At 70.8% G+C, this 23,592-nt stretch carries 23 protein-coding genes; 6 read left to right on the plus strand and 17 right to left on the minus strand.

What is annotated here, in order from left to right:
* Positions 1–72: 72 nt before the first annotated feature.
* The 10 genes from ATL40_RS07860 to hrcA form a co-directional block, all read right to left on the minus strand.
* Complete coding sequence (locus tag ATL40_RS07860) at positions 73–906, minus strand: isoprenyl transferase (protein ID WP_098469057.1); 834 nt, start codon at positions 904–906, stop codon at positions 73–75.
* Positions 903–1,655, minus strand: a complete 753-nt coding sequence (recO, locus tag ATL40_RS07865; RefSeq protein ID WP_098469058.1) for a DNA repair protein RecO — start codon at positions 1,653–1,655, stop codon at positions 903–905. The genes ATL40_RS07860 and recO overlap by 4 nt, the downstream gene beginning before the upstream one ends.
* A 56-nt stretch (positions 1,656–1,711) precedes the next feature.
* A complete protein-coding gene (leuA, locus tag ATL40_RS07870; protein WP_245866883.1) occupies positions 1,712–3,487 on the minus strand; it encodes a 2-isopropylmalate synthase in 1,776 nt (591 codons plus the stop codon).
* A 142-nt stretch (positions 3,488–3,629) separates the two neighbouring features.
* Positions 3,630–4,334 carry an FHA domain-containing protein gene (locus ATL40_RS07875; RefSeq protein WP_098469060.1) on the minus strand — a complete coding sequence of 235 codons (705 nt, stop codon included), beginning with the start codon at positions 4,332–4,334 and terminating at the stop codon, positions 3,630–3,632.
* Positions 4,335–4,364: 30 nt separating this feature from the next.
* The gene (locus tag ATL40_RS07880; RefSeq protein WP_098469061.1) at positions 4,365–6,044 is read right to left on the minus strand and encodes an alpha/beta hydrolase family protein; all 1,680 of its coding nucleotides are present in this window, start codon (positions 6,042–6,044) and stop codon (positions 4,365–4,367) included.
* Between the two features lie 23 nt (positions 6,045–6,067).
* A complete protein-coding gene (gene era / locus ATL40_RS07885) occupies positions 6,068–7,015 on the minus strand; it encodes a GTPase Era (protein ID WP_098469062.1) in 948 nt (315 codons plus the stop codon).
* A gap of 9 nt (positions 7,016–7,024) precedes the next feature.
* Positions 7,025–7,477 carry an rRNA maturation RNase YbeY gene (gene ybeY, locus ATL40_RS07890; RefSeq protein WP_098469063.1) on the minus strand — a complete coding sequence of 151 codons (453 nt, stop codon included), beginning with the start codon at positions 7,475–7,477 and terminating at the stop codon, positions 7,025–7,027.
* Positions 7,477–8,547 (minus strand): PhoH family protein, encoded by a 1,071-nt coding sequence (locus ATL40_RS07895; RefSeq protein ID WP_245866885.1) that lies wholly within the window; start codon positions 8,545–8,547, stop codon positions 7,477–7,479. Before ATL40_RS07895 ends, ybeY begins: the two co-directional genes overlap by 1 nt.
* Positions 8,547–9,665, minus strand: a complete 1,119-nt coding sequence (dnaJ, locus tag ATL40_RS07900; protein ID WP_098469064.1) for a molecular chaperone DnaJ — start codon at positions 9,663–9,665, stop codon at positions 8,547–8,549. Before dnaJ ends, ATL40_RS07895 begins: the two co-directional genes overlap by 1 nt.
* A gap of 49 nt (positions 9,666–9,714) precedes the next feature.
* Positions 9,715–10,770, minus strand: coding sequence for a heat-inducible transcriptional repressor HrcA (gene hrcA / locus ATL40_RS07905; protein ID WP_098469065.1), 1,056 nt, complete (start codon positions 10,768–10,770; stop codon positions 9,715–9,717).
* A gap of 122 nt (positions 10,771–10,892) precedes the next feature.
* Here hrcA and ATL40_RS07910 point away from each other — a divergent pair, with 122 nt between their 5' ends.
* On the plus strand, positions 10,893–11,771 hold the full coding sequence (locus ATL40_RS07910) for a DUF3097 family protein (RefSeq protein ID WP_098469066.1): 879 nt from the start codon (positions 10,893–10,895) through the stop codon (positions 11,769–11,771).
* A gap of 84 nt (positions 11,772–11,855) precedes the next feature.
* Here the strand turns inward: ATL40_RS07910 and ATL40_RS07915 are convergent, their stop codons facing one another.
* The 3 genes from ATL40_RS07915 to lepA are packed head-to-tail and all read right to left on the minus strand — an operon-like array spanning position 11,856 to position 15,906.
* Positions 11,856–12,782: a DUF2189 domain-containing protein gene (locus ATL40_RS07915; protein ID WP_098469067.1), complete on the minus strand. Its 927-nt coding sequence runs from the start codon at positions 12,780–12,782 to the stop codon at positions 11,856–11,858.
* 9 nt (positions 12,783–12,791) lie between these two features.
* Complete coding sequence (gene hemW / locus ATL40_RS07920; protein ID WP_098469068.1) at positions 12,792–13,997, minus strand: radical SAM family heme chaperone HemW; 1,206 nt, start codon at positions 13,995–13,997, stop codon at positions 12,792–12,794.
* A 37-nt stretch (positions 13,998–14,034) separates the two neighbouring features.
* On the minus strand, positions 14,035–15,906 hold the full coding sequence (gene lepA / locus ATL40_RS07925) for a translation elongation factor 4 (protein WP_098469069.1): 1,872 nt from the start codon (positions 15,904–15,906) through the stop codon (positions 14,035–14,037).
* Between the two features lie 42 nt (positions 15,907–15,948).
* Between lepA and ATL40_RS07930 the strand changes: the two genes are divergently transcribed.
* The 3 genes from ATL40_RS07930 (at position 15,949) to ATL40_RS07940 (ending at position 17,857) form a co-directional block, all read left to right on the plus strand.
* Positions 15,949–16,746, plus strand: coding sequence for a maleylpyruvate isomerase family mycothiol-dependent enzyme (locus tag ATL40_RS07930; protein ID WP_245866887.1), 798 nt, complete (start codon positions 15,949–15,951; stop codon positions 16,744–16,746).
* Between the two features lie 46 nt (positions 16,747–16,792).
* Complete coding sequence (locus ATL40_RS07935) at positions 16,793–17,251, plus strand: hypothetical protein (protein WP_098469070.1); 459 nt, start codon at positions 16,793–16,795, stop codon at positions 17,249–17,251.
* 108 nt (positions 17,252–17,359) lie between these two features.
* Complete coding sequence (locus ATL40_RS07940) at positions 17,360–17,857, plus strand: septum formation family protein (protein WP_098469071.1); 498 nt, start codon at positions 17,360–17,362, stop codon at positions 17,855–17,857.
* A 37-nt stretch (positions 17,858–17,894) separates the two neighbouring features.
* Here ATL40_RS07940 and ATL40_RS07945 read toward each other — a convergent pair whose 3' ends face one another.
* From ATL40_RS07945 to ATL40_RS07955, 3 genes are read right to left on the minus strand one after another with little or no spacing between them, the layout of a single operon-like run.
* Complete coding sequence (locus ATL40_RS07945; protein WP_098469072.1) at positions 17,895–18,752, minus strand: transglutaminase family protein; 858 nt, start codon at positions 18,750–18,752, stop codon at positions 17,895–17,897.
* Positions 18,749–19,678, minus strand: coding sequence for an alpha-E domain-containing protein (locus tag ATL40_RS07950; protein ID WP_098469073.1), 930 nt, complete (start codon positions 19,676–19,678; stop codon positions 18,749–18,751). The genes ATL40_RS07945 and ATL40_RS07950 overlap by 4 nt, the downstream gene beginning before the upstream one ends.
* Positions 19,672–21,276 (minus strand): circularly permuted type 2 ATP-grasp protein, encoded by a 1,605-nt coding sequence (locus ATL40_RS07955; RefSeq protein ID WP_098469074.1) that lies wholly within the window; start codon positions 21,274–21,276, stop codon positions 19,672–19,674. Before ATL40_RS07955 ends, ATL40_RS07950 begins: the two co-directional genes overlap by 7 nt.
* Before the next feature lie 63 nt (positions 21,277–21,339).
* On the opposite strand from ATL40_RS07955, the gene ATL40_RS07960 reads away from it, so the two are divergent.
* The gene (locus ATL40_RS07960) at positions 21,340–21,900 is read left to right on the plus strand and encodes a type II toxin-antitoxin system PemK/MazF family toxin (RefSeq protein WP_098469075.1); all 561 of its coding nucleotides are present in this window, start codon (positions 21,340–21,342) and stop codon (positions 21,898–21,900) included.
* A 275-nt stretch (positions 21,901–22,175) separates the two neighbouring features.
* A complete protein-coding gene (gene rpsT, locus ATL40_RS07965) occupies positions 22,176–22,436 on the plus strand; it encodes a 30S ribosomal protein S20 (RefSeq protein ID WP_098469076.1) in 261 nt (86 codons plus the stop codon).
* Between the two features lie 88 nt (positions 22,437–22,524).
* On the opposite strand, the gene holA is transcribed toward rpsT, so the two are convergent.
* Positions 22,525–23,538 carry a DNA polymerase III subunit delta gene (gene holA / locus ATL40_RS07970; protein ID WP_098469077.1) on the minus strand — a complete coding sequence of 338 codons (1,014 nt, stop codon included), beginning with the start codon at positions 23,536–23,538 and terminating at the stop codon, positions 22,525–22,527.
* Positions 23,539–23,592 lie beyond the last annotated feature (54 nt).

Raw genomic sequence — 23,592 nt, forward strand, 5'->3', positions numbered from 1 at the left:
AAGCAGGGTCGGCGCAACAACACGCTCGGCGAACCGGCGGAGCGCTCGCGGGGTGGGATCAGGCTGGCTCAGTCAGGACGATGCGGTGGGCGGGTTGTCCCGGACGGCGTCGATCGCGGCGCCGTAGCGGCGGTCTCGCCGGGCGAACTGCTCGGCCGCCGCCCACAGGTCCCGGCGGTCCACCTCGGGCCACGGCTTGTCCAGGAAGACGTACTCCGCGTAGGCGGACTGCCAGATCAGGAAGTTGGAGGAGCGCTGCTCCCCGCCGGTGCGGATGAACAGGTCCACATCGGGCATGTCCGGCTCGTCCAGGTGCCGCGCCACGGTGGCCTCGGTGATGCGGTCGGGGTCCAGCCGCCCGGCGGCCACCTCCCGCCCAATCGAGCGCATCGCGTCCGCGATCTCGGCGCGGCCGCCGTAGTTCACGCACATCGTCAGGGTGCAGGTGGTGTTGCCCGCGGTGAGCTGCTCCGCCGTCTCCAACTCGGAGATCACCGAGCGCCACAGCCGGGGTCGGCGCCCGGCCCAGCGCACCCGCACACCCCACTCGTTCATCACGTCCCGGCGGCGGCGCAGCACGTCACGGTTGAACCCCATCAGGTAGCGCACCTCCTGCGGGGACCGCTTCCAGTTCTCCGTGGAGAACGCGTACGCGCTGATATGACCGATGCCCATCTCGATCGCGCCGGCGACGACGTCGAGCAGCACCTGCTCCCCCGCCGCGTGACCCTCGGTGCGGGGCAGGCCCCGCGCATTGGCCCACCGGCCGTTGCCGTCCATCACGATCGCCACGTGCCGGGGCACCAGGCCCTCGGGGATCACCGGCACTCGCGCGCCGGAGGGATGCGCGGGCGGTGCCACCGGATCGTGCGGCTGCCAGGTGGGTACGTCACGTCGAGCGCTCACGCCGTCGCCTCCCCGAACGCCCGGTCCACGTACGGCAGCGACCGCAGTTGCCGCTCCAGGTGCCACTGCACGAACACCGCCACCAGGCCGCTGGCCTCCCGCCGATTCCGCTCGCCGCTCGCATCCGCGATCGACCACTGCCCCGCCAGCAGCGCGCCGAGCAGCTCGAAGGTCTCCGCCGCGGGAGCCGCGCAACCCGGCGGGCGGCAGCGCTCACACACCGCGCCACCCATCGGAGCGGAGAACGCCCGGTGCGGCCCCGGCGTGGCGCACTGTGCGCACTCGGTGAACGACGGCGCCCAGCCGGCCAGGGCGAGGGCGCGCAGCAGGTACGAGTCCAGCACGAGGGAGGAGGCGTGTGACCGCTCGGACAGGGCGCGCAGCGCGGAACTGAGCAGCCGGTAGTGCTGGGTGCCCGACTCGTTCTCCAGGTCATCGGTCAGCCGGCCGGCGGTCTCTACCATCGCCGCGGCGCTGGTGAACAGCGCGTAGTCCGCCATGATCGATCGGCCGTAAGGCGCCAGGGTCTCCACCTGGGTCACCACGTCCAGGGACCGCCCGGGGAAGAGTTGGACATCCACCACACCGAACGGTTCCAGGCGGGCGCCGAACTTCGAGGAGGTCCGGCGCACGCCGCGCGCGACCGCGCGCACCTGCCCGTGGCGGCGCGTCAGCAGCGTCACGATGCGGTCGGACTCCGCGAGGTCGTGGGTGCGCAGCACCACGGCCTCGTCCCGATAACTCCTCACCGGCCGATCATCCCTCACCCCACTGACATCCCGGTGCAGGCACGCGGCGGGATGGCTCAGCGCATGGCGCGGTTGACCGCCGAGACGATCGCCCGGAAGGAGGCGGTGGTGATGGACGGGTCGATCCCCACGCCCCACACCACCTGACCCTCGACCTCGGCCTCGATGTAGCAGGCCGCAGAGGCGTCGCCGCCCTCCGAGAGCGCGTGCTCCGCGTAGTCCAGCACCGACACGGTGGCCCCGCGTCCGGCGAGGATCTGCGTGAACGCGTCGATCGGGCCGTTCCCTCGGGCCACCAGGTCCAGTTCCTCGCCGTCGTCCAGCAGGGTGACGGCGAGTTCCTCCCCGGAGGCGTCCCCGGCGGAGGTCAGCTGGGTGTTGCGCAGCGCGAACCTGCCCCACGGCTCCAGCGGCGAACTGGTCGGCGCCGGCAGGTACTCATCGGTGAAGATCTCCCACAGCGTCTCGGCCGTGACCTCGCCGCCGGAGGTGTCGGTGTAGTTCTGCACGATCCGGGAGAACTCGATCTGCAGCCGGCGCGGCAGGTCCAGCTTCCGCTCGGTCGACATCAGGTAGGCGATGCCGCCCTTGCCGGACTGGCTGTTGACCCGGATGACCGCCTCGTAGCTGCGGCCCACGTCCCGGGGGTCCACCGGCAGGTAGGGCACGGTCCACGGCACGGCGCCCTCGTTGCCACCGGCGGCCGCAACATCGGCGTCCCGGGCGATCAGGCCCTTCTTGATCGCGTCCTGGTGCGACCCGGAGAACGCGGTGTAGACCAGGTCGCCGCCGTAGGGGTGGCGCGGGTGCACCGCCATCTGCGTGCAGTACTCCACGGTGCGGCGGATGTGGTCGATGTCGGAGAAGTCGATGCCGGCGTCCACGCCCTGGGAGATGAGGTTCATCCCGAGCGTGACCAGGTCCACATTGCCGGTGCGCTCACCCTGCCCGAACAGGCAGCCCTCCACGCGGTCGGCACCGGCCATCACGGCGAGTTCCGCGGAGGCCACGGCGGTGCCGCGGTCGTTGTGCGGGTGCACCGACAGCGCCACGCTCTCGCGGCGCGAGAGGTTGCGGCTCATCCACTCGATCTGGTCGGCGTAGACGTTCGGGGTGGCGCGCTCCACCGTGGCGGGCAGGTTGAGGATGATCTCGCGGTCGCCGTCCGGCTCCCACACGTCCATCACGGCCTCGCACACCTCCAGGGCGAACTCCATCTCGGTGTCGATGAAGATCTCCGGGGAGTACTCATACCCCACGATCGCGTCGGGATCGAGGTGCTTGTCGATGTAGTCCATGACGTCGCGGGTGCCGGAGACGGCGATGTTCTTGGTGCCCGCCCGGTCGGTGCGGAAGACCACGTCGCGGAAGACGGGCGCCGTGGCGTTGTACATGTGCACCGTCGCGCGCGGCGCGCCGATCAGGGAGGCCACCGTCCGGTCGATGAGGTCGGTCCGCGCCTGCGTGAGCACGGAGATGGTCACGTCCTCGGGGATCGCACCGGAGTCGATGAGGCTGCGCACGAAGTCGAAGTCGGTCTGGCTCGCGGCCGGGAACCCCACCTCGATCTCCTTGTAGCCCATCGCGACGATGAGGTCGAACATCCGGCGCTTGCGCTCGGGGTTCATCGGCTCGATCAGCGCCTGGTTTCCGTCACGCAGGTCGGTGGACAGCCACCGGGGCGCCTGGGTGATGCGGCGGGAGGGCCACTGCCGGTCCGGCAGGTCGATGCCGTTGACCTCATGGAACGGGCGGTACTTGCCCAGTTCCATCGGTGTGGGCTGCTGCGGCGCAGGGATCGTGCGGGTGGGCGTGGGGCGTGACTCAGACATGGTTTCCTCTGGTGCGTCGATGCGGGACGGCCGGGCACACACCTACCGCCGCGACGGGGGACCGGCCGCTAGCTGATCCCGTCGCGGCACCCAAGAAGGAGCGTCGTCCATGTGGTCCGCACGTGCCCACCCTAGCCCAGGGCTACTCCTCGGTTGACCACTGGTCCGGATCGTCCAGCATCGTCAGGTCCTCCGCGACCACCAGCCGCGTCGCCACCGCATGCTCCACGAGACGGGCCCGACGGTTCACCGCGAGGCGGCGCGGCCCACCGCGAAGCCCTCGCACCCCCTGGCGGGAGAGCTTGTCACACACGTTGTCGAGCTTTCGATTCAGCTTGGTCAGAGGCCATCCCAGACGTTCCGCCGCCTGTGCGGAACTGGGGATCTCGGCGGAACCGATCCGCCCCTTCAGGACCGGCTCAGCGAAGGCCAGGATCATCGCCTTCTGGCTCGGTGTCAGCGGCACGGACCCGATGGTGGTGTCCCCCACATCACTCGTGGTCGCCGTGGAGGTGTAGGAGGACTCCTCCCCCACCACCACCACCTCGTAGGTGGTGGGGCCTGCGGTGAACATGATCGTGGTCCGCTCGAAGACCAGAGGCAATCGCGCACCCGGCGCGACCCATGCCTGCACGCTCCCGGCACCGTCCGCAACCGTGGCGGTCAACCGCGATCCGATGTTCTCCAGCCACCACATCTCACCGGTGTTCACGATGCGCAGGAACTGCCGGTGCAGATACGGATTGTCGTCGACCGCGAGATCCCCGTCCCTGCCGATGTGAAAAGGCTCGTCCGGCGTGACCTCATGCCATTCGCCGCTGAACTCGACCTGTAATCCCATGTTCATTCCCCCCGCGCACACTGTAACGCCTCACGCTCAGGAGATCGGGGAGAACGCCCCCCAGTACCCGGCCACGATCAACAGGCCGACGCAGCCCAGGATCGTGGCGCCCGCACCCAGCAGCGTCCACACCCGGTGCTGCCCGGAGCAGGCCCGCGCGGCGCCGGGGAGCGCCCGCACCGAGAAGACCAGGCTGACGGCCGCGGCGACCGCGAGCGCCTGCACGAGGACCCACCCGCCCCACACCAGGACGGCGTCGGTGGAGTAGTCCAGCGCCAGACGCGCGACCGCCACGATGTAGGCCAGCAAGGAGGCGAGCACCAGGAGCGTCATCGCCACGAGCCAGGACAACGGGCGCGCCAGGCCTGTGGTCTCCAGACCGCCGGTGGCGGACCGCCCCACGCCCACACTCGCGCCGGCCTCTTCGCCGTCGCCACCGATCTCCTCGTCACCGCCCTCACCTGCGAGCGCAACGCTCCGTGTGCTGCTCACCCGCCCACGCACGCGGACGAGGGCGCTGCTCACCAGGAGGATCAGCACGCCACCGGCGAGGGTTGCGGCGGAGGCGAGGGGCACCCGCAGGAGCATCTCGCCGTCGGCGTACCACTGCGGTTCCGGGACCGCGTCGGCGAGGTTCAACTGGGAGGGTGTGGCTCCGGCCACCGCGGGCCCCTGCGCCATCGCCTCCGCGGGATCGAGCATCCACCGGGAGAGGTCCTCGAAGAAGGCCCCCACCACGGGGTCGGTGGAACTGCCGATGCGGATGCCGTGGTTGGCGCCCTCGTAGTAGCGCAGCATCACCTGGTCCGTGCCGCCCGGGACCACCCCCGCCACGATCTGCGGGGCCTGCACGGTGGGCATCGAGGCGTCCTGCGTGCCGTAGGCCATGAAGATCGGCTGCGGATCGGCCGCGAGGTAGGGCAGCACGTCGAAGTCGGCGTAGGCGAGGATCCCGCCCGGCAGGTGCGCTCCGGCGCCCCGCGGGATGGCCCGCAGCAACGAGTGCGGCACACCCACATTGCGCAGGTAGGCATCGACCGCGAACGCCGCCTGTTCCCGCGGCGTCACGATGGGGGCGGAGATCAGCGCCTGGAAGGCGACCTCCGGGTGTTCCTGAGCGAGGACGGGCGCGATCCAGGTTCCCTCGCTCTCCGCGTACAACCCGACCCGGTCGGGGTCCACGCCGGGCAGCTCGCGTGCCATCTCATAGGTGACGGCGTAGTCGACTGCCATCGCCTCGTAATCGCGTTGAAAGGTGGTGTAGGTGTCCAGCCGCTTGTCGGGGACCACGGCCACGATGCCCGCGCTCGCCAGCGCCGTCGCGTGCTCCGCGAAGGACTGGGCTCGCCCGGTCCCGGCCCCGTGCAGGAAGACCACCGCTGGGGCGGGGTCGGCCAGCCCGACCGGCTCGACGATGAGCACCTCGATCTCCACACCCTCGGACTGCACGCTCTCCTGGCGCGAGACGGTCTCGTAGCGCCCGACGGCCTCGGTCCCACCCCAGCTCGCGGCCGACACCGCCGTGTCCGCCGTGGCGGGCTCGACGGTCGCCGTGACCGGATTCGGCTGCCAGGCGGGGCCGGCGAACGCACCGACCAGCGCGAACGCCACCACGGTCAGCACGCTCCAGACCACCACGCGCAGGCCTGCGGACGCGCCCCGCACCCGCCCGAAGAGGCGCAGGGACTGCTCCTGGTCGGCGCCGTACTGTGCCATGAGAGGTCAGAAGCCCAGGAGAGTCAGAAGCCGAGGCGCGTGAGCGCCTTCGGGTCCCGCTGCCAGTCCTTGGCGACCTTCACGCGCAGGTCCAGGTAGACCTTGGTACCCAGGAGCCCCTCGATCCCGGCACGGGCCCGCGAGCCGACGTCGCGCAGCCTGGATCCGCCCTTGCCGATCACGATCGCCTTCTGGGAGTCGCGCTCTACGAAGATCGTGACGTGCACGTCCAGCAGGTCGCCCTGCTGCGGGGTGCGGCCCTCCCGCTCGGTGATCTCCTCGACCACGACCGCCAGGGAGTGCGGGAGCTCGTCGCGCACGCCCTCGAGCGCGGCCTCGCGCACGAGTTCGGCCACCATCACCTGCTCGGGTTCATCGGTGAGTTCCCCCTGCGGGTACAGCGGCGGGGAGACCGGCAGGTGGGAGCACAGCACCTGCTCCACCACGTCCACCTGGTACTCCTCCAGGGAACTGACCGGGACGATGTCGGCGAAGCCGCCGAGCACCTCCCCGAGGCGTTCGACGGCGATGAGCTGGTTCACCAGGTCGGCCTGCGGCACGGTCTGGGCCTTGGTGACGAGCGCGACGACGGGCGTGCGCACGCCCGCGAGGCGGCGGGCGATGAACTCATCGCCCGGGCCGACCTTCTGGTCCGCGGGCAGGCAGAACGCGATGACATCGACCTCGGCGAGGGTGCCCTCCACCAGGTCGTTGAGCCGCTGGCCGAGCAGGGTGCGCGGGCGGTGCAACCCGGGGGTGTCCACGAGCACCAGCTGAGCGTCCTCGCGGTGCACGATGCCGCGGATGGTGTGGCGGGTGGTCTGCGGGCGCCCGGAGGTGATCGCCACCTTCGTGCCCACGAGGGCGTTCATCAGCGTGGACTTGCCGGCGTTGGGGCGGCCCACGATGCAGGCGAAGCCCGCCCGGTAGGACTCCGGGTCACGGGGCGTGGCGAAGGTGAGCTCAGACATCACGGGTCCTCATCGGTTCGCGAGGAAGGTCAGCAGGAGCGTGCGCTGCAGGGCGAACATCTCCTCGCGTTCCTCCTCCTCGGCGTGGTCGAACCCGAGCAGGTGCAGGATGCCGTGGGTGACCAGCAGCAGCATCTCCTCGGTGGCGGAGTGACCGGCCTCGCGAGCCTGAGCGGTGGCGACCTCGGGGCAGACCACGATGTCACCGAGGATGCCCTCCTCGCTGCTCTGGGTGGGGGTGCCGGGGCGCAACTCGTCCATCGGGAAGGACATCACATCGGTGGGGCCCGGGAGGTCCATCCACCGCACGTGCAGTTCGGTCATGGCCTCGGGGTCGATGAACAGGATCGCCAGTTCGGCCTGCGGGTGCACGTGCATCGCGTCCAGCACGTAGCGCGCAAGGTCGGCGAACTCACTCTCGTCTACCTCGTAGGTGGTCTCGTTGCTCACCTCGATGCTCATCAGACCTGGCGCCGCCTCTCGTTGCCGTACCGGGCGTCCCGGCCGCGGGCGCGGGACCCGGGGCCGTTCTCCTCGCTGGTGCTGGAGTCCCAGCGGGCATAGGCGTCGATGATCTCACCGACGAGCCGGTGACGGACCACGTCGGCGGAGGTCAAGCGGCAGAACGCGATGTCGTCGACGTCGGCGAGGATGTCGGTCACGACCCGCAGTCCGGAGGCGGTACCTCCCGGCAGGTCCACCTGCGTCACGTCTCCGGTCACCACCATCGTGGAGCCGAACCCGAGCCGGGTGAGGAACATCTTCATCTGCTCCGGGGAGGTGTTCTGCGCCTCGTCCAGCACGATGAACGCGTCGTTCAGGGTGCGTCCACGCATGTAGGCCAGGGGGGCGACCTCGATCGTGCCCGAGGCCATCAACCGGGGGATGGAGTCCGGGTCGAGCATGTCGTGCAGCGCGTCGTACAGCGGGCGCAGGTACGGGTCGATCTTGTCGGTCAGCGTGCCGGGGAGGAAGCCGAGCCGTTCACCCGCCTCCACCGCCGGCCGGGTCAGCAGGATCCGGGAGACCTGCTTGGCCTGGAGCGCCTGCACCGCCTTGGCCATCGCGAGGTAGGTCTTCCCGGTTCCGGCCGGGCCGATACCGAACGTCACGGTGGAGCGGTCGATGGCGTCGACGTAGTCCTTCTGCCCCACCGTCTTGGGGCGGATGGTGCGACCCCTGGAGGAGAGGATGTTGGTGGTCAGCACGCGCGAGGGCGTCACCGTGCCCGCGTCCCGGAGCATGCCGATGGCGCGGTCCACGGCGTCCGCCGTGAGCGGCTGCCCGGAGCGCGCCACGGCCGCGAGTTCGGCCATGAGGTTCGCAGCCAGGTCGGCCTCGCCGTCGGGGCCGGCCAGGGTCACCGTGCTGCCGCGCAGGTGGACCTCGAGGGTGGGGAAGCCGCGTTCGACGGCGCGCATCACCTCATCGCGCGGCCCGACGAATGCGCGCATGTCCAGGTCCTCGCCGAGTTGGACGACTCGCGTCGCCTCCGCCCGGGGGATGCCGCCGGAGCTCGGATCCTGTGCCACTAACGCCCCGCGAACTTGTCGCGCAACCGGGAGAACATCCCGGCGCCCACGGGAGCCACCCTGGCCTCGGGCCGTTCCTCGCCGCGCAACTGCGCGAGTTCGTGCAGCAGTTCGGTCTGGCGTTCGTCCAAATTGGTGGGCACCGTGATGTCGAGGTGGATGTGCAGGTCACCTCGCCCGTGGCCGCGCAGTCTGCCCATGCCCTTACCGCGCAGGGTGATGACGGCGTCGCCCTGCGTGCCCGGGGCGATGTCCACCTCCTGGGGGCCGTCCAGGGTGTCCAGGGTCACCGTGGTGCCGAGCGCTGCGGCGGTCATCGGCAGCGCGGAGGTGCAGTGCAGGTCGTCACCGCGGCGGGTGAAGATCGGGTGCCGCTTCTCGTGGATCTCCACGTACAGGTCGCCGGCGGGCCCGCCGCCCGGGCCGACCTCGCCCTGCGCCACCAGCTTGATGCGGGTGCCGTCCTCGACCCCGGCGGGCACGTCCACGTCGATCGTGCGGCGGGTCCGCACCCGGCCCTCACCGGAGCACTCCGGGCACGGCTCGGGAATCGTGGAGCCGAAACCCTGGCAGGCGTCGCAACGCTGCTGTGTCATGACGTTGCCCAGGAACGAGCGGGCCACGCGCTGCACCGAACCGCGGCCACCGCACACGGTGCACGGCTTGGGACTGGTCCCCGGGCGCGCACACGATCCGTGGCAGGTGGAGCAGACCACAGCGGTGTCGACCGGGATCTCCTTGTGCGCGCCGAACGCCTCCTCCTCCAGGGTCAGTTCGATCGGCACCAGGGCATCCTGCCCGCGCCGGGCGCGCGGGATGGGGCCGCGGCCCCCGCCGCCGCCCGCTGCAGCACCGAAGAACGACTCGAAGATGTCGCTGAAGGCGAAGCCCGCACCCGCGCCACCCGCACCGCCGTCCATGCCGCCGGAGTCGTAGCGCTGACGCTTGGCGGGGTCGCTGAGGACGTCGTGGGCCACGGAGATCTCCTTGAACTTCTCCGCGCCCTCGTCGCCCATCACATCGGGGTGGTACTTGCGCGCCAACTTGCGGTAGGCGCGCTTGATCTCCTCGGTCGAGGCGTCGCGGGAGACGCCGAGGCTCTGGTAGTAGTCAGTCACGTAGGTGTGTTTCCTTGCCGTCGGGTTGATGCGCCGTGGGTGGGAGCTCTCACGAGTTCACCACGTGGGAGAGGTACCGCGCCACGGCGCGCACCGCCGCCATGGCTCCGGGATAGTCCATACGGGTGGGTCCGAGCACCCCGAGGAAGGCCAGGGCGTCGGAGGAGGTCTCGCCGCCGTAGGGCGAGGCGACCACGGAGGTCTCCGCGAGGCCCTCGTGCTTGGTCTCGGCCCCGATGCGAACCGCGACCTGGAGGTCGTCGTCACTGCCATCGGCCGCCATCTCGGCGAGCAGCCGCATGATCACGACCTGCTCCTCGATCGCCTCGAGGACCGGGGAGATCGTCTGTGCGAAGTCGACACCGGAGCGCGCGAGGTTCGCCGTACCCGCCATGACGATCCGATCCTCCACCTCCTCCATCAGCGTCTCGGAGATGACATCGGCGACGGCGTCGACGACCGGGACCAGGGAGGGCTCCACCTGGTGGGCCACCCGGGTCAGCGCCGCGCGCAGGGTGGGCATGCGCAGGCCGGCGGCGGCCACGTTCAGGCGGGCGCGCAGGTCCGCGACCGTCACCTCGTCGAGGACGGGTGAGGGGCCGGGCGTGGCGGGGGCCGCGACCATGCGCTGCTCGACCCGTCCCGAGTCCGTGATCATGACCACGAGCAGCCGCTCGCCCCCGAGCGGCACGAGCTCCACATGCCGCAGCGCGGAGCGACGCAGGGAGGGGTACTGGACCACCGCGACCTGATGGGTGAGCTGGGCCAACAGCCGGACCGTCCGGTTCACGGCGTCGTCCAGGTCCACCGACTGCTCCAGGAACGACTCGATCGCGCGCCGCTCGGGCGCGGTCAGTGGCTTGATCGAGGCCAGATGGTCCACGAACAGTCGGTACCCGGTGTCGGTGGGGATGCGGCCGGCCGAGGTGTGCGGCTGCGCGATGTAGCCGGCGTCCTCGAGGGCGGCCATGTCGTTGCGGATCGTGGCCGGGGAGACCCCGAGGTTGTGACGCTCCACGAGGCTGCGCGAACCCACGGGCTCGCGGGTCGCGACGTAATCGGACACGATGGCCCGCAGCACGTCGAGTCGACGGTCCGTACTCATGGAATCACCTCCGGCGGCCAGCACTCTCGATGGGTGAGTGCCAATTCTACGCGCTCCCTCGCCTCACCCCTTCGGGCGCGTCGCGCACCGCCCCCACGCGATCGACTTCCTACGCTGCCAGCATGCCCGATCTGTACGGACGAGATGTCCTCGCCAGCACGAGCCCACACGAGGATCCCCGGGTGCGCACCGGCTCACGCGCCGTGACCCGCGACGTCGAGGCCGCGCCCGGCCTGGTGGTGGAGGACGTCACCTCGGGGTACGTGGGCGAGGTGATCACCGTGGAGAAGACCAACGGTGGGCACGTGGTGGTGCTCGAGGACCGCCGCGGGGCGCGACGCTCCTTCCCGCTGGGCCCGGGGTTCTGGATCGAGGGCAAGCCGGTGCGGCTCGTGCGGCCGCGACCGAAGTCCGCACCCGCCCGGCCGTCCCGGACGGCGTCCGGCTCCGTCGCCGTCCACGGGGCGAGGGCGCGCGTGGCCCGCGCGTCCCGGATCTGGGTGGAGGGCAAGCACGACGCCGAGCTCGTGGAGAAGGTCTGGGGCGACGACCTGCGCCTGGAGGGGATCGTCGTGGAGCTCCTGCAGGGTGCGGACCATCTCGAGGAGATCCTCACGCAGTTCGCCCCCGCACCCCAGCGCCGCGCCGGGGTGCTGCTGGATCACCTGGTGTCCGGCTCCAAGGAGAGCCGTCTCGCCGCCCAGGTACTGCACGGCCTCGGTGCCGCCGCGCAACACGTGAAGGTGCTCGGGCACCCGTACGTGGATGTGTGGCAGGCCGTGAAGCCCGAGCGGGTGGGGCTGCGAGCGTGGCCGGATGTACCGCGCGGCACCGACATCAAGGTGGGGTCGCTCGCGGCGCTGGGATGGCCCCGGCGCACGCAGGCCGATATCGCCCAGGGATGGGCCCGCATCCTCGGGTCGGTCCGCGATTACCGGGACCTGTCCCCCGCGCTCCTGGGCCGGGTGGAGGAACTGGTGGACTTCGTCACGATCGAGTGAGTCGGGATGTCACAAGGGCCGGCGGGAATGTTCCCGCCGGCCCCTCGCTGTGAGCGCACCGTGCGCTCACTCGATCCGTCTCCCTCAGGCAGCGACCGTGCCGCCCGTCACGCGGCGGTAGAACACCGCGATGGAGAGCATCGCCCACGGCATCGTGACCAGAAGTCCGATGAAGCACGCCAGGAGACCCACGAGCGGCGCCGCGAGCTGGGTGACCAACAGCAGCAGGATCACGGGCACGGCGTTCTTCATCGCCACGTCCACGCTGGCCTTGATCGCGTCCATGAAGCCCATATTGCGGTCGATCGCGAAGTAGAGCGCGAACATCCCGAAGAAGAAGACCACGTACGCGCCGATCCAGGTCCAGCCCACCAGGCCGGAGGCGATGCCGAGCAGCAGAGCGACCACGATCGCGGAACCGATGTTGCGGAAGGTGAAGAAGTCACCCAGGCGCGCGCGCCCGTTGTCCACGATCGACAGTGCGCCGTTGATGATCCCGATCTGCGCAAAGAACCCGGCCAGTGCGCTCACGACCCCGACCACGATCGTGCCGCCGACGCTGATGCCCGATCCGAGCGCGGCCATCGCTTCGGAGTCCGAGGTGCTGGTCGCGATGGACGGTGCCAGGACGATGGCGTACAGCGCACCGATCACGATGCTCAGCCCGATGCCCCAGATCAGGAACGCCCCGAGGAGCACACCGAAGTTCTTCCACAGTCGGGACCATGCGATCGACAGCGCCGTGCCGAGATCGTTCGGCGGAGCGACCGGAGCCGCCCCGTAGGCTCCGGAGGGCGGGGGTGGCGGCGGCGGGAAGGCGCCGTACCCCCCCTGGCCTCCGGCGGGCGGCGTGCCGTAGGAGGGGGGCGGGGGCTGGGTGCCGTAGCCAGGCGGGGGCGGGGGCGGGGTCTGCCCCGCGCCCGGTTGGTTGTCCCAGGGGTTGTTCGGCGGCTGATCTCCCGCGGCGTCGTCGGGCCGGTCCGGGTCGGGCGGGGGGTATGGCGTGGACATGAGTTCCTCCTAGGTCAAGGCGTGAACGACCGCGTCAGCAAGAAGCCTCCCACGCCGCGTCAAGTGCAGGCGAGCATCATGGCAGGTCACCAGCCCGTCCCGCTCGAGTTGCGCCACGCTGCCCGCATCCAGGCCCGCCACCGGGAAGCCCTCGGCCAGGCGCGTGCCCAGCAGCACCCGCTCCAACTCCCGGGCGGTCGCATCCAGCAGTTCCCTGCCCGCCGCGGGGCTCTCCCCCCGCGCCAGCCGGCCGGCGTACGCCCTCGGGTGCTTCACGTTCCACCACCGCACGCCCCCGATGTGGCTGTGCGCGCCGGGACCGATCCCCCACCAGTCCTCACCGCGCCAGTACGCGAGGTTGTGACGGCAACGGTCATCCGGGGTACGCGCCCAGTTGCTGATCTCGTACCAGGAGTACCCGCCCGCCGCGAGCAGATCGTCGGCGAGCTCGTACTTCGCGGCCTCGTCGTCGCCGGTGGGCGCGGGCAGTTCACCCCGCCGCACCCGGCGGTGCAGGGCCGTGCCGGGCTCCACGGTCAGCGCATAGGCCGAGATGTGATCGGGTTCGAGGGCCAGCGCCCCCTCCAGGCTCGCGCGCCACTGCGCCAGGCTCTCCCCCGGCGTGCCGTAGATGAGGTCCACCGAGACCGCCAGGCCGGCCTCCTTCGCCCAGGCCACCACCTCGGGCACCCGGCGCGGGTCGTGCGTGCGGTCCAGGGTGGCCAGCACCTCCGGCACCACGGACTGCACCCCGAAGGAGACCCGGGTGAACCCGCCCTCGCGCAGCCGCGCGAGGCTCGCGGGGCTCACCGAGTCGGGATTCGCCTCCGTGGTCACCTCGGCGGCCTCCGCGATCCCCCAGGCCTCCCGCACCGCCGCCAGCATGCGCACCAGGTCATCGGCGGGGAGCATCGTGGGGGTCCCCCCTCCCACGAAGACGGTGCCGACCTCGCGCGCGGGCAGACCGGCGCGGTGCATCACGTCGCGCGCGAGCGCGATCTCCCGCAGCGCGTCCTCGGCGTAGGTGGCAGCGCTCGCCCCGCCGCCGAGTTCCGTGGCGGTGTAGGTGTTGAAGTCGCAGTACCCGCACCGCGCCGCGCAGAACGGCACGTGCAGATACACCCCGAAGGCGCGCTCCTGCGCCCCGCCGAGCACCTCGGGAGGCAACGAGCCATCGCGCGGGGCGGCTTCGCCGTCGGGCAGCGCGGGGCTCACCGCGGCTCCCCCACAGCCTCGGGCCGTACGGGCGCCACTACTTGGCGTCCTTGGATTCCTTGCCGCCGCCGGCATCGGAGGAGAGCGCGGCGATGAAGGCCTCCTGCGGCACGTCCACCCGCCCGATGGTCTTCATCCGCTTCTTGCCCTCCTTCTGCTTCTCCAGGAGTTTGCGCTTTCGGGAGATGTCACCGCCGTAGCACTTGGCGAGCACGTCCTTGCGGATGGCGCGGATCGTCTCGCGGGCGATGATCCGCGAGCCCACGGCCGCCTGGATGGGCACCTCGAACTGCTGCCGCGGGATGAGTTCCTTGAGCTTGCCCGCCATCGCCACGCCATAGGCGTAGGCCTTGTCCTTGTGCACGATCGCGCTGAAGGCGTCCACGGTCTCGCCCTGCAGCAGGATGTCGACCTTCACCAGGTCCGCGACCGCATCACCCGTGGTCTCGTAGTCCAGCGACGCGTAGCCGCGGGTGCGGGACTTCAGCTGGTCGAAGAAGTCGAAGACGATCTCGGCGAGCGGGAGCTCATAGCGCATCTCCACGCGCTCCTCCGACAGGTAGTCCATCCCCAGCAGGTTGCCGCGCCGGTTCTGGCACAGCTCCATGACCGCGCCGATGAACTCGCTCGGCATGAGGATCGTGGCGCGCACCATGGGCTCGCGCACCTCGCGGATCTTCCCCGCGGGGTACTCACTGGGGTTGGTGACCTCGTGCTCGGTGCCGTCCTCCATCGTGACGTCGTAGATGACGTTCGGGGCGGTGGAGATGAGGTCGAGGTTGAACTCCCGCTCCAGCCGCTCCCGGACGATCTCCAGGTGCAGCAGCCCCAGGAACCCGCAGCGGAACCCGAACCCCAGCGCGGCGGAGGTCTCGGGCTCGTACACCAGCGCGGCGTCGTTGAGCTTGAGCTTGTCCAGGGCGTCGCGCAGCACCGGGTAGTCCGAGCCGTCGATCGGGTACAGGCCGGAGTAGACCATCGGCTTGGGGTCGCGGTACCCGCCGATCTCGTGCTCTGCCGGTTGACGCGAACTGGTCACGGTGTCACCCACGCGGGACTGGCGCACATCCTTCACGCCCGTGATGAGATAGCCCACCTCGCCGACGCCGAGGCCCTTGGTGGGCACCGGTTCGGGGGCGCTGACGCCGATCTCCAACAGGTCGTGCGAAGCGCCCGTGGACATCATGAGGATCCGCTCGCGCGGGGAGAGCTGCCCGTCCACCACGCGAACGTAGGTGACCACGCCGCGGTAGGTGTCGTAGACGGAGTCGAAGATCATCGCGCGCGCCGGGGCGTCCGGATCGCCCACCGGCGGGGTGAAGTCGCCCACGATCCGGTCCAGCAGGGCCTCGACTCCCGCACCGGTCTTCCCCGAGACCTTCAGGCAGTCCTCCGGGTCGCCACCGATCAGGCCCGCGAGTTCCTCGGCGTACTTCTCCGGCTGCGCCGCGGGCAGATCGATCTTGTTCAGCACCGGGATGATCGTGAGGTCGTTCTCCAGCGCCAGGTACAGGTTCGCCAGCGTCTGCGCCTCGATGCCCTGCGCCGCGTCCACGAGCAGCACCGCGCCCTCGCAGGCGGCCAGGGACCGGGAGACCTCATAGGTGAAGTCCACGTGCCCGGGGGTGTCGATCATGTTCAGCGCGTAGGCCTTGTCCCCCACCTGCCACGGCATCCGCACCGCCTGGGACTTGATGGTGATGCCGCGCTCACGCTCGATGTCCATCCGGTCCAGGTACTGCGCGCGCATCGCCCGCTGCTCCACCACGCCGGTGAGCTGCAGCATCCGGTCGGCCAGGGTCGACTTGCCGTGGTCGATGTGAGCAATGATGCAGAAGTTGCGCAGGAGCTCGGGCGGGGTTGCCGCGGGCTGGATCGTCGCGGCGAGCGCAGGCGAAGGAATGGGCACGCTGACTCCGGGTCGAGGACGGGAACGAACCAGTATCGTCCCATGATCATGGAGACCTCCTCGCTCCCCGCGCCGTGGCGCCCCCCGGGTGACGACCTCGACGCGCTGGAACTGCTGCAAGAGCAATTCGCCCGCACCGTGGAGGTGGCGGGCGAGGCGGGGCTGGGTGCCCCGATCCCGTGGTGCGGCACCTGGCGGGTGCGCGATCTGGTGGACCACCTCGCCCGGATCCACCACTGGGCCGCCGCCCGGGCGAGGCGCGAGCGCGAGGCGCCGCTCGGCCGGGGCTCCTTGCCGCTACCGACCTTCTACCGGGAGCAGGCGGCCGAACTCGCGGGCACGCTGCGGGCGCTGGATCCGGACGCCCCGGCCTGGACGCTGCTGGACGACGACGCGGCCCCCGCCGAGCCCACCGGCACGGTGCGCTTCTGGCACCGCCGCCAGAAGCTGGAGACCCTGATCCACCTGTGGGACCTGCGCACGGCGCTCGGCCTGGACCTGGGGCCGCTCGGGCCGGCAGTCGACGCCGAGACTCGCGCGGCGCTGTGGGAGGACTGCGTGGCGGAGGTGACCGAGGTGATGCACCCGCGCCAGCTCCGGCTGGGGCGGGCACCCGCGCCGGGTGTGCGGATCACGCTGGTCGATCCGCGCCGAGGCCCCTGGGTACTGACCGGGGCACCGCGGGGCGCGCCGGAGGTGAGGATCACCGCGGACGCGCTGGATCTCTCCCTGTTGCTCTGGGGACGCGCCCGGCTGGGACAGGCGCGATTCGCCGTCGTGGGCGAGGCCTCCTGGATCACCGAGGCCGAACGGGTCCTGACCACCCACCTCACGCCCTGAGCGAATCCCCCTGGTCTCCCCCGGGCCCGCATGGGAGATTGGGATCATGACCGATCAGGGACAGGGTCCGGGAGTCGACTGGCGCAGCATCGGGCGCGGTGGATCGCGCGCCGTGGGATCGCCCACGCTCGGCCTGATCATCCTGGGCGCCGTCATGGTCGGTCTGCTGTTCACCACCACCATCGGGCTCGAGGGCGCCGGGGCCTGGGTGGTGCGGGTGGTGGCCGGTGTGCTCGCGATCCCCGTGGTGTGGCTCGCGATCCGGCGCCAGCAGGTGCTCGCGCGGCTCGCGGAGATGGAACGCACCGGGGAGCATCCGGACAACGTGGTGCGCACGGTGACGACCTCGGGCGATCAGGTGGAGATCATCGTCTCCGGAGCCGAACGCTCCGTGGTGCCGCGCCTGGGCGTGGGCGGGCTGGCCGCTCTCAGCGTGGCGACCCTGGTCTCCTGTGGCCTCTCCTTCGGGCTGATCCTCATCGTCGGGCTCGCACGGCTGATCTGATCCCCCACCACGCGCCGGAAGGTGGCTAGTGTCGTAGGCCGGTCGGCCCATGGGGGGTGTCGGTCGACCGGGCACTGACCGTCGGCACCCACCAGAGAGGGGGGTTCGATGACCCGTCTGCCCAGCACAACCGTCCGCATCCTCGCCGTCCCCGCGGTCTGCGCCGTCCTCGCCCCGTGCACCACGCCGGAAGTGCGCGACGAGTCGGGGGAGATCGTGGAGGGCGGGGACACGAGCGCCTTCCAACTCCGGATCGGCGACTGCTACAACGACCCCACCGCTTCGTCGCAGGACGAGGCCGGGGAGCTCGGGTCGGTGCCGACCGTGCCGTGCAGCGAACCGCACCAGTACGAGGTGTTCGCGGAGCAGACCCGCAGCGAGACCGACTTCCCCGGTGAGGCCGCGCTCGCGACCATGGCCGAGGACTACTGCGGCGCCGAGTGGGACGCGTTCATCGGCGTGCCCTACGAGGAGTCGGCGCTGTACGCCAGTTATCTCTACCCGAGCCAGGAGAGCTGGACCGAACTGGACGATCGGCTCATCACCTGCGTGGTGTACGAGCCGGACACCACGCACACCGAGTCCCTGCGCGGCGCCGGCTACTGACGCCGAGCAGCGGTCCGCGTCCGGTGTCCACGCCCGCTCAGGCCTCCAGGGTGAGCGCCACCTGAACGGACTGCTGGGACTGGCCACCTCCGGCGAACACGCCGCGCAGCGGGGTGACGTCGTTGTACTCCCGGCCCCGCGCGACGACCACGTGGTGGTCGCTCACGGCGCATCGGTTCGTGGGATCCCACGGGTACCACTCGCCGCACCAGAACTCGATCCAGGCGTGGGACTCGCCGAGGAACGTCTCCCCCGCCACGGCCTCGTGACCCAGCGGGTGCAGGTAGCCGGAGACATAGCGCGCCGGGATCCCGAGGCTGCGCAGCGCGCCGAGCACCAGGTGGGCGATGTCCTGACAGACCCCCGAGCGCTGCGCCCACGCCTCGGCGGCGCGGGTGTGCACGCCCGTGACACCGGGCACGTACTCCACGGCCGAGCGCACCGCCTCGCACACCGCGAGGGCGGCCTCCACGGGGCTGCGGCCGCCGCCGCACTCCAGCGCGAGGGCCGCGAGCTCGTCGCTCGGGGCCGTGGCCTCGGTGTTGGCCAGGAACTCCGCCAGGCGGTCGGCGATCGAGGGCTCGGTCAGGGTGGACCACTCCACCCTCTCCGCCACCCCCGTGGCGCCGGGATCGGGCCTCGGCTGCAGGTCCACCGTGGACTCCGAGGTCACCACGAGTTCCGAGTGGGTGCGCAGTACCTCGAACGCGGTGACCTGCGTGCCCCAGTAGTCGCGGTACTCGGTGCTCCAGGTGCTCGGACTCGCCGAGAGCCGGGAGGAGAGGACCATCTGGCCGGGCAGGGTTGCCGGCCGCATCCGCGCCTCGTTGTAGGAGGCCGCCGCCGGGCGGTCGTAGATGAAACTCGTCGTGTGGACGATGTGCAGCCGCGTCACAGTCGCTCTCCCACCCAGTCGTCGTGTGCCCCCGTGGGGAAGTACCGCAACCGGACCGCATCACTCGCGCTCGAGCAGGCCCGCTGCACGTCCTCCATCTCGTCCGGAAGGTGCGCCAGGAGCTGCCCCACGGGGCGGAACTCCAGGCCCGAACGAACCCGACCGAGGATCCGCACCGCGCTCTCGTTGCTGGAGCGCTCGTTGCCCTCGCCGAGCTGCACGAGGCAGTCCTCGGCCTGCTTGAGGGCGAACACCACCGAGCGTGGGAACAGCGGGTCCAGCAGCAGGAACTCTGCGGCCAGTGCGTCGCTCGCGCTGCCCCGGTAGGCGCGCAGGAATGCCTCGTGGGCACCGCAGGAGCGCAGCAGCGTGGTCCAACTGGGGCCGGAGGATCCAGCAACGGCACGCGTGGCCACCAACCGGGCGGTCATGTCGGCCCGTTCGATGGAGCGCCCGAGCACGAGGAAGGTCCACACCTGGTCGCGCGCCGTGGCGGAGTCGGTGATCCCCGTGGCCATCGCCGACTTCTCCTGCACCCAGGAGAAGAAGTCCGGGCTGGTGCGGGAGGTGATGGCGGTCGGCAACTCGTTACGGGTCTTGTTCAGGCACTCCCACAGCTCGGTGGAGATCGTCTCGCGGGCGCGGCGGGCGTTCTCACGCGCCGCGTCCAGCGCACCGGCGATCGACCCGGGGTTGAGGCGGTCATAGGCAAGGGTGCTCAGCACGTCCTGCGGCGTGACCGCCGAACCCACCGGAGGCGGTGGGGCACCCATCACGGCCAGCAGCGAGCGGCAGGCCAGGTCCTCGGAGATCCAGGGGTCCTCCAGCAGGAGTTGCAGGTGGACCTCGAGGATGCGCGCGGTGTCATCGGCGCGCTCGATGTAGCGGCCCACCCAGAACAGCGACTCCGCGATGCGGCTCAGCATGATTCCTCCGCGCCCTGTTGCTGTTGCTGCTGTTGCTGCTGGCTCACGGACTTGCGTCCGTCCGGGTGGGTGTCCACCGGTTGCCCCTGGCGGGCTGAACCGTCGGGCAGCAGCGTGTCGCCCTCGCTGGAGGTTCCCTGGGGCCACCGTGTCCGGGACATCACCCAGGTGTCCTTGGACCCGCCGCCCTGAGAGGAATTCACCACGAGCTGTCCCTCCTGCAGGGCCACACGCGTCAACCCACCGGGCAGCACCCACACGTCCTCGCCGTCGTTCACCGCGAACGGACGCAGGTCCACGTGGCGTGGCCGCAATCGGTCACCGGCCAGGGTCGGCACCGTGGACAGTTGCACCACCGGCTGCGCGATCCAGCCGCGGGGGTCCAGCCGCAGCCGGGTGCGAGCCTCGTCGAGTTCCTCCCGGGAGGCGGCCGGGCCGATGATGATGCCCTTGCCTCCGGAGCCGTCCACCGGCTTCACCACCAGTTCCTCGAGCCGGTCCAGCACCTCGGTGAGGGCGTCGGGCTCCTCCAGCCGCCAGGTGTCCACGTTCTGGATCAGCGGCTCCTCGCCCAGGTAGTAGCGGATGAGGTCCGGCAGGTAGGTGTACATCAGTTTGTCGTCGGCCACACCGTTCCCGACGGCGTTGGCAATGGTCACGTTCCCCAGGCGGGCCGCCCCGAGCAGACCCGGGCAACCGAGAAGGGAGTCGGCGCGGAAGGCGACCGGATCCACGAACTCGTCGTCCACGCGCTTGTAGATCACGTCCACGCGGCGGCGGCCCTCGGTGGTGCGCATGTACACACGGCCGCCGGAGACCACCAGGTCGCGGCCCTCCACCAGTTCCACGCCCATGAGGCGGGCGAGCAGGGAGTGCTCGAAGTACGCGGAGTTGAACACACCGGGGGTCAGCACCACGACCACCGGGTCGTCCACCCCGGAGGGAGCGGCAGCGGTGAGCGCCGCGAGCAGGCGGCGCGGGTAGTCCGAGACGGGCTGCACCCGGGTGGAGGCGAACATCTCCGGGAAGGTCTGCGCCATCGCGCGGCGGTTGGACAGCACGTAGCTGACGCCACTGGGAATGCGGGCGTTGTCCTCCAGCACCCGCCAGCCGCCCTCGGAATCGCGGATCACATCGATGCCCGAGACGTGCACCCGCACACCGTTGGCGGGGACGATGCCGCGCGCCTGGCGGTGGAAGTGCGCGGAGGAGGTGATCAGCGCCCGCGGGATCACGCCGTCGGAGACCACTTTCTGGCGGCCATAGATGTCATCCAGCAGCGCCTCGAGGGTCCGCACCCGCTGCGCGATGCCCGGCGCCAGGGTGGACCACTCGTCCACGTCGATCACGCGCGGCACCGGGTCGAGCGGGAACGGACGTTCCTCGCCGCCGATATCGAACGTGATGCCCTGTGCGAGATAGGAGTGCGCGAGGGCATCGGCTCTGGCACGCATCTCCGCAGGTGAGAGCTTGGACATGGTGGCGCGGACGCTGTCGTATTGCGATCGCCACTGATCCTCGGAGCCTGCTCCGGGCGCGTGGCCGCGCATCTCGTCCCACGCCGCGCCGGCGGGGTATCCCTCCAGGAGATCTGCCATGCAGTGAACCTAACCCTCCTCAGTAACGAGCGGGTAAAACGGGGTCCGCTCTAGGGTATCCACATGAGTCTGAAATCGCTCCTCGGCGCCCTCGCGCGCACCGTGCTGCACCGGCCCACCTCGACGACACGCTCGGGGACCGGAGCGAAGCCGGGTCCGCGCGGCGGTACCCGCTCGAGCGGTTCGGCGGTGGCCGTCGGCACCATCACCGAGTACGACCTGCGCCGGCGCGGACGTCCCACTCTGGACTACGCCCCGCACCCCGATGGCCAGGCGGACCCAGGCGAGGTCGTCTGGGGCTGGGTGCCCTACGAGGACGACCCCTCGCAGGGCAAGGACCGGCCGGTGCTGATCGTGGGCCGCAGCAAGCACGACCTCGTGGGGCTGCAACTGACCTCCAAGGACCACGGGCACCGCCGCGGCATCGAGGAGGACCGTTACGGGCGGGTGTGGCTGGACGTGGGCACGGGCGGATGGGACCGGCAGGGCCGCGACAGCGAGGTGCGGATCGACAGGTTGCTCCTGGTACCCGAGTCCGCGGTGCGACGGGAGGGCTCCCAGGTCTCCAAGAAGGTGTTCCTCTCGGTGGTGAACGCCCTCGCGGGCCACTTCGGCTGGGGGTAGCCCGCCGAGCGGGTCCTTACGCAGCCCCACCCCCGCCGAGCGGGTCCTTACGCAGCGCACAGGCGCGCCACCTGTGCGCAACAGCACACTCGGCGAGGGCGGGTGGCGCCGCGGGGGCTCACGCGCGCAGCGTGGTAGCCTTGCAGGTCGAGCCTGGCGCCCATTCGGGTCGGCTGGCTCGTCCCGCAGGAACCACGGGGTGTCCCCACGTCCTGTCCCATTCTGCGGGGAGAACCCTCGCCGACCCATTCACCGAGCAGCAGGAAAGCACACCAGTGGCAAACATCAAGTCCCAGATCAAGCGCAACAAGACGAACGAGAAGGCGCGTCTGCGCAACAAGTCCGTCAAGACCGAGTTGAAGACGCACGTGCGCAAGACCCGCGAGGCCATCGCCGCCGGCGACAAGGCCGCCGCCGAGGAGTCGCTGCGCATCGCGTCGCGCAAGCTCGACAAGGCCGTGAGCAAGGGTGTCATCCACCTCAACCAGGCAGCCAACCGCAAGTCCGGTCTGGCCAAGCAGGTTGCCGCGCTCTGACGAGCCGCATCACCGACGCCGACGGGCGCCGCACCCTCCGGGGAGCGGCGCCCGTCGCCGTTCCCGCCAGTGCCGCTCCCGTGAGACCTCAGCCGGCGCGCGAGGACGCCACGGTGAGCACGGCACGCTCGACGGCGTAGCCCGGCGAGCGCGACTCCCCCTTCACCTGGGCGTCGGCCGCGGCGACGGCGGTGATCGCCGCCGCGAGACCCTCCGGCGTCCAGCCGCGCAGGTCGCGCTTGGCGCGGTCCACCTGCCACGGCGCCAGGCCCTTGGTCGCCTCGGGCCCCACGTCCCGCCCGCGTGAGGCTGCCACCCGGCCCATGGTGCGCAGCTTGAGCGCCAGCGCAGCCACCAGCGGTACGGGGTCGGTCCCGCTGGCCATGGCGTGACGCACCAGTGCGAGCGCACCGGCGACATCTCCCGCGATCGCCGCGTCCGCGACCTTGAACCCGGTCGCCTCGACCCGGCCGCCGTAGTAGCGGTCCACGATCTGAGGCGTCACGGCTCCCGTGGTGTCGGAGATCAGCTGCCCCGCAGCCGCTGCGAGCTCGCGCAGATCGGACCCCACCGCGTCGACCAGCGCCGTGACCGCCTGCGGGTCCACCCGCCGCCGAGCGCGCTTGAACTCCGCCGCCACGAACCCGCCCTTGTCGCGATCCGGGATCTCCTCGCACTGCACGAGGGTGGCGCCGGCCGCGGTGATCGCCTCCAGCACCTTCTTGCCCTTCACTCCCGCACGGTGCCGCAGCACGAGCGAGACATCCGGCGCAGGGTCGGCGAGGTAGGCGAGCACGTCGGTGGCGCACGCGTCCGAGAGCGCCTCCAGACCGTGGATCTCGATGTGCCGGGGCTCGGAGAACAGCGACGGCGAGGCGAGCACGCTCAGCCGCCCGCTCTCGTAGGTGGCCGCCTCCAATCGCGTCAGTTCCAGGGCGCCCGTACCCTCCTCGCGAGCGCGCGCCCGTGCCTGCTCGGCGAGGGAGTCCATCGCGCGCTCCGCAAGCAGATCCTCCTTGCCTCGCACGAGCACCACGGGGGCGAGTTCGACCCGGTCCCAGGGGATCCCGGTGACCTTCGGTTGGCGGCGTGAGGGAGGCACGTGGCTAGCCTGCCAGACGCCACCGACGTCGAGGCACCGCTGACCTGCACGGGC

The organism is Serinibacter salmoneus, assembly GCF_002563925.1.
In the GTDB taxonomy this organism is placed as follows: domain Bacteria; phylum Actinomycetota; class Actinomycetes; order Actinomycetales; family Beutenbergiaceae; genus Serinibacter; species Serinibacter salmoneus.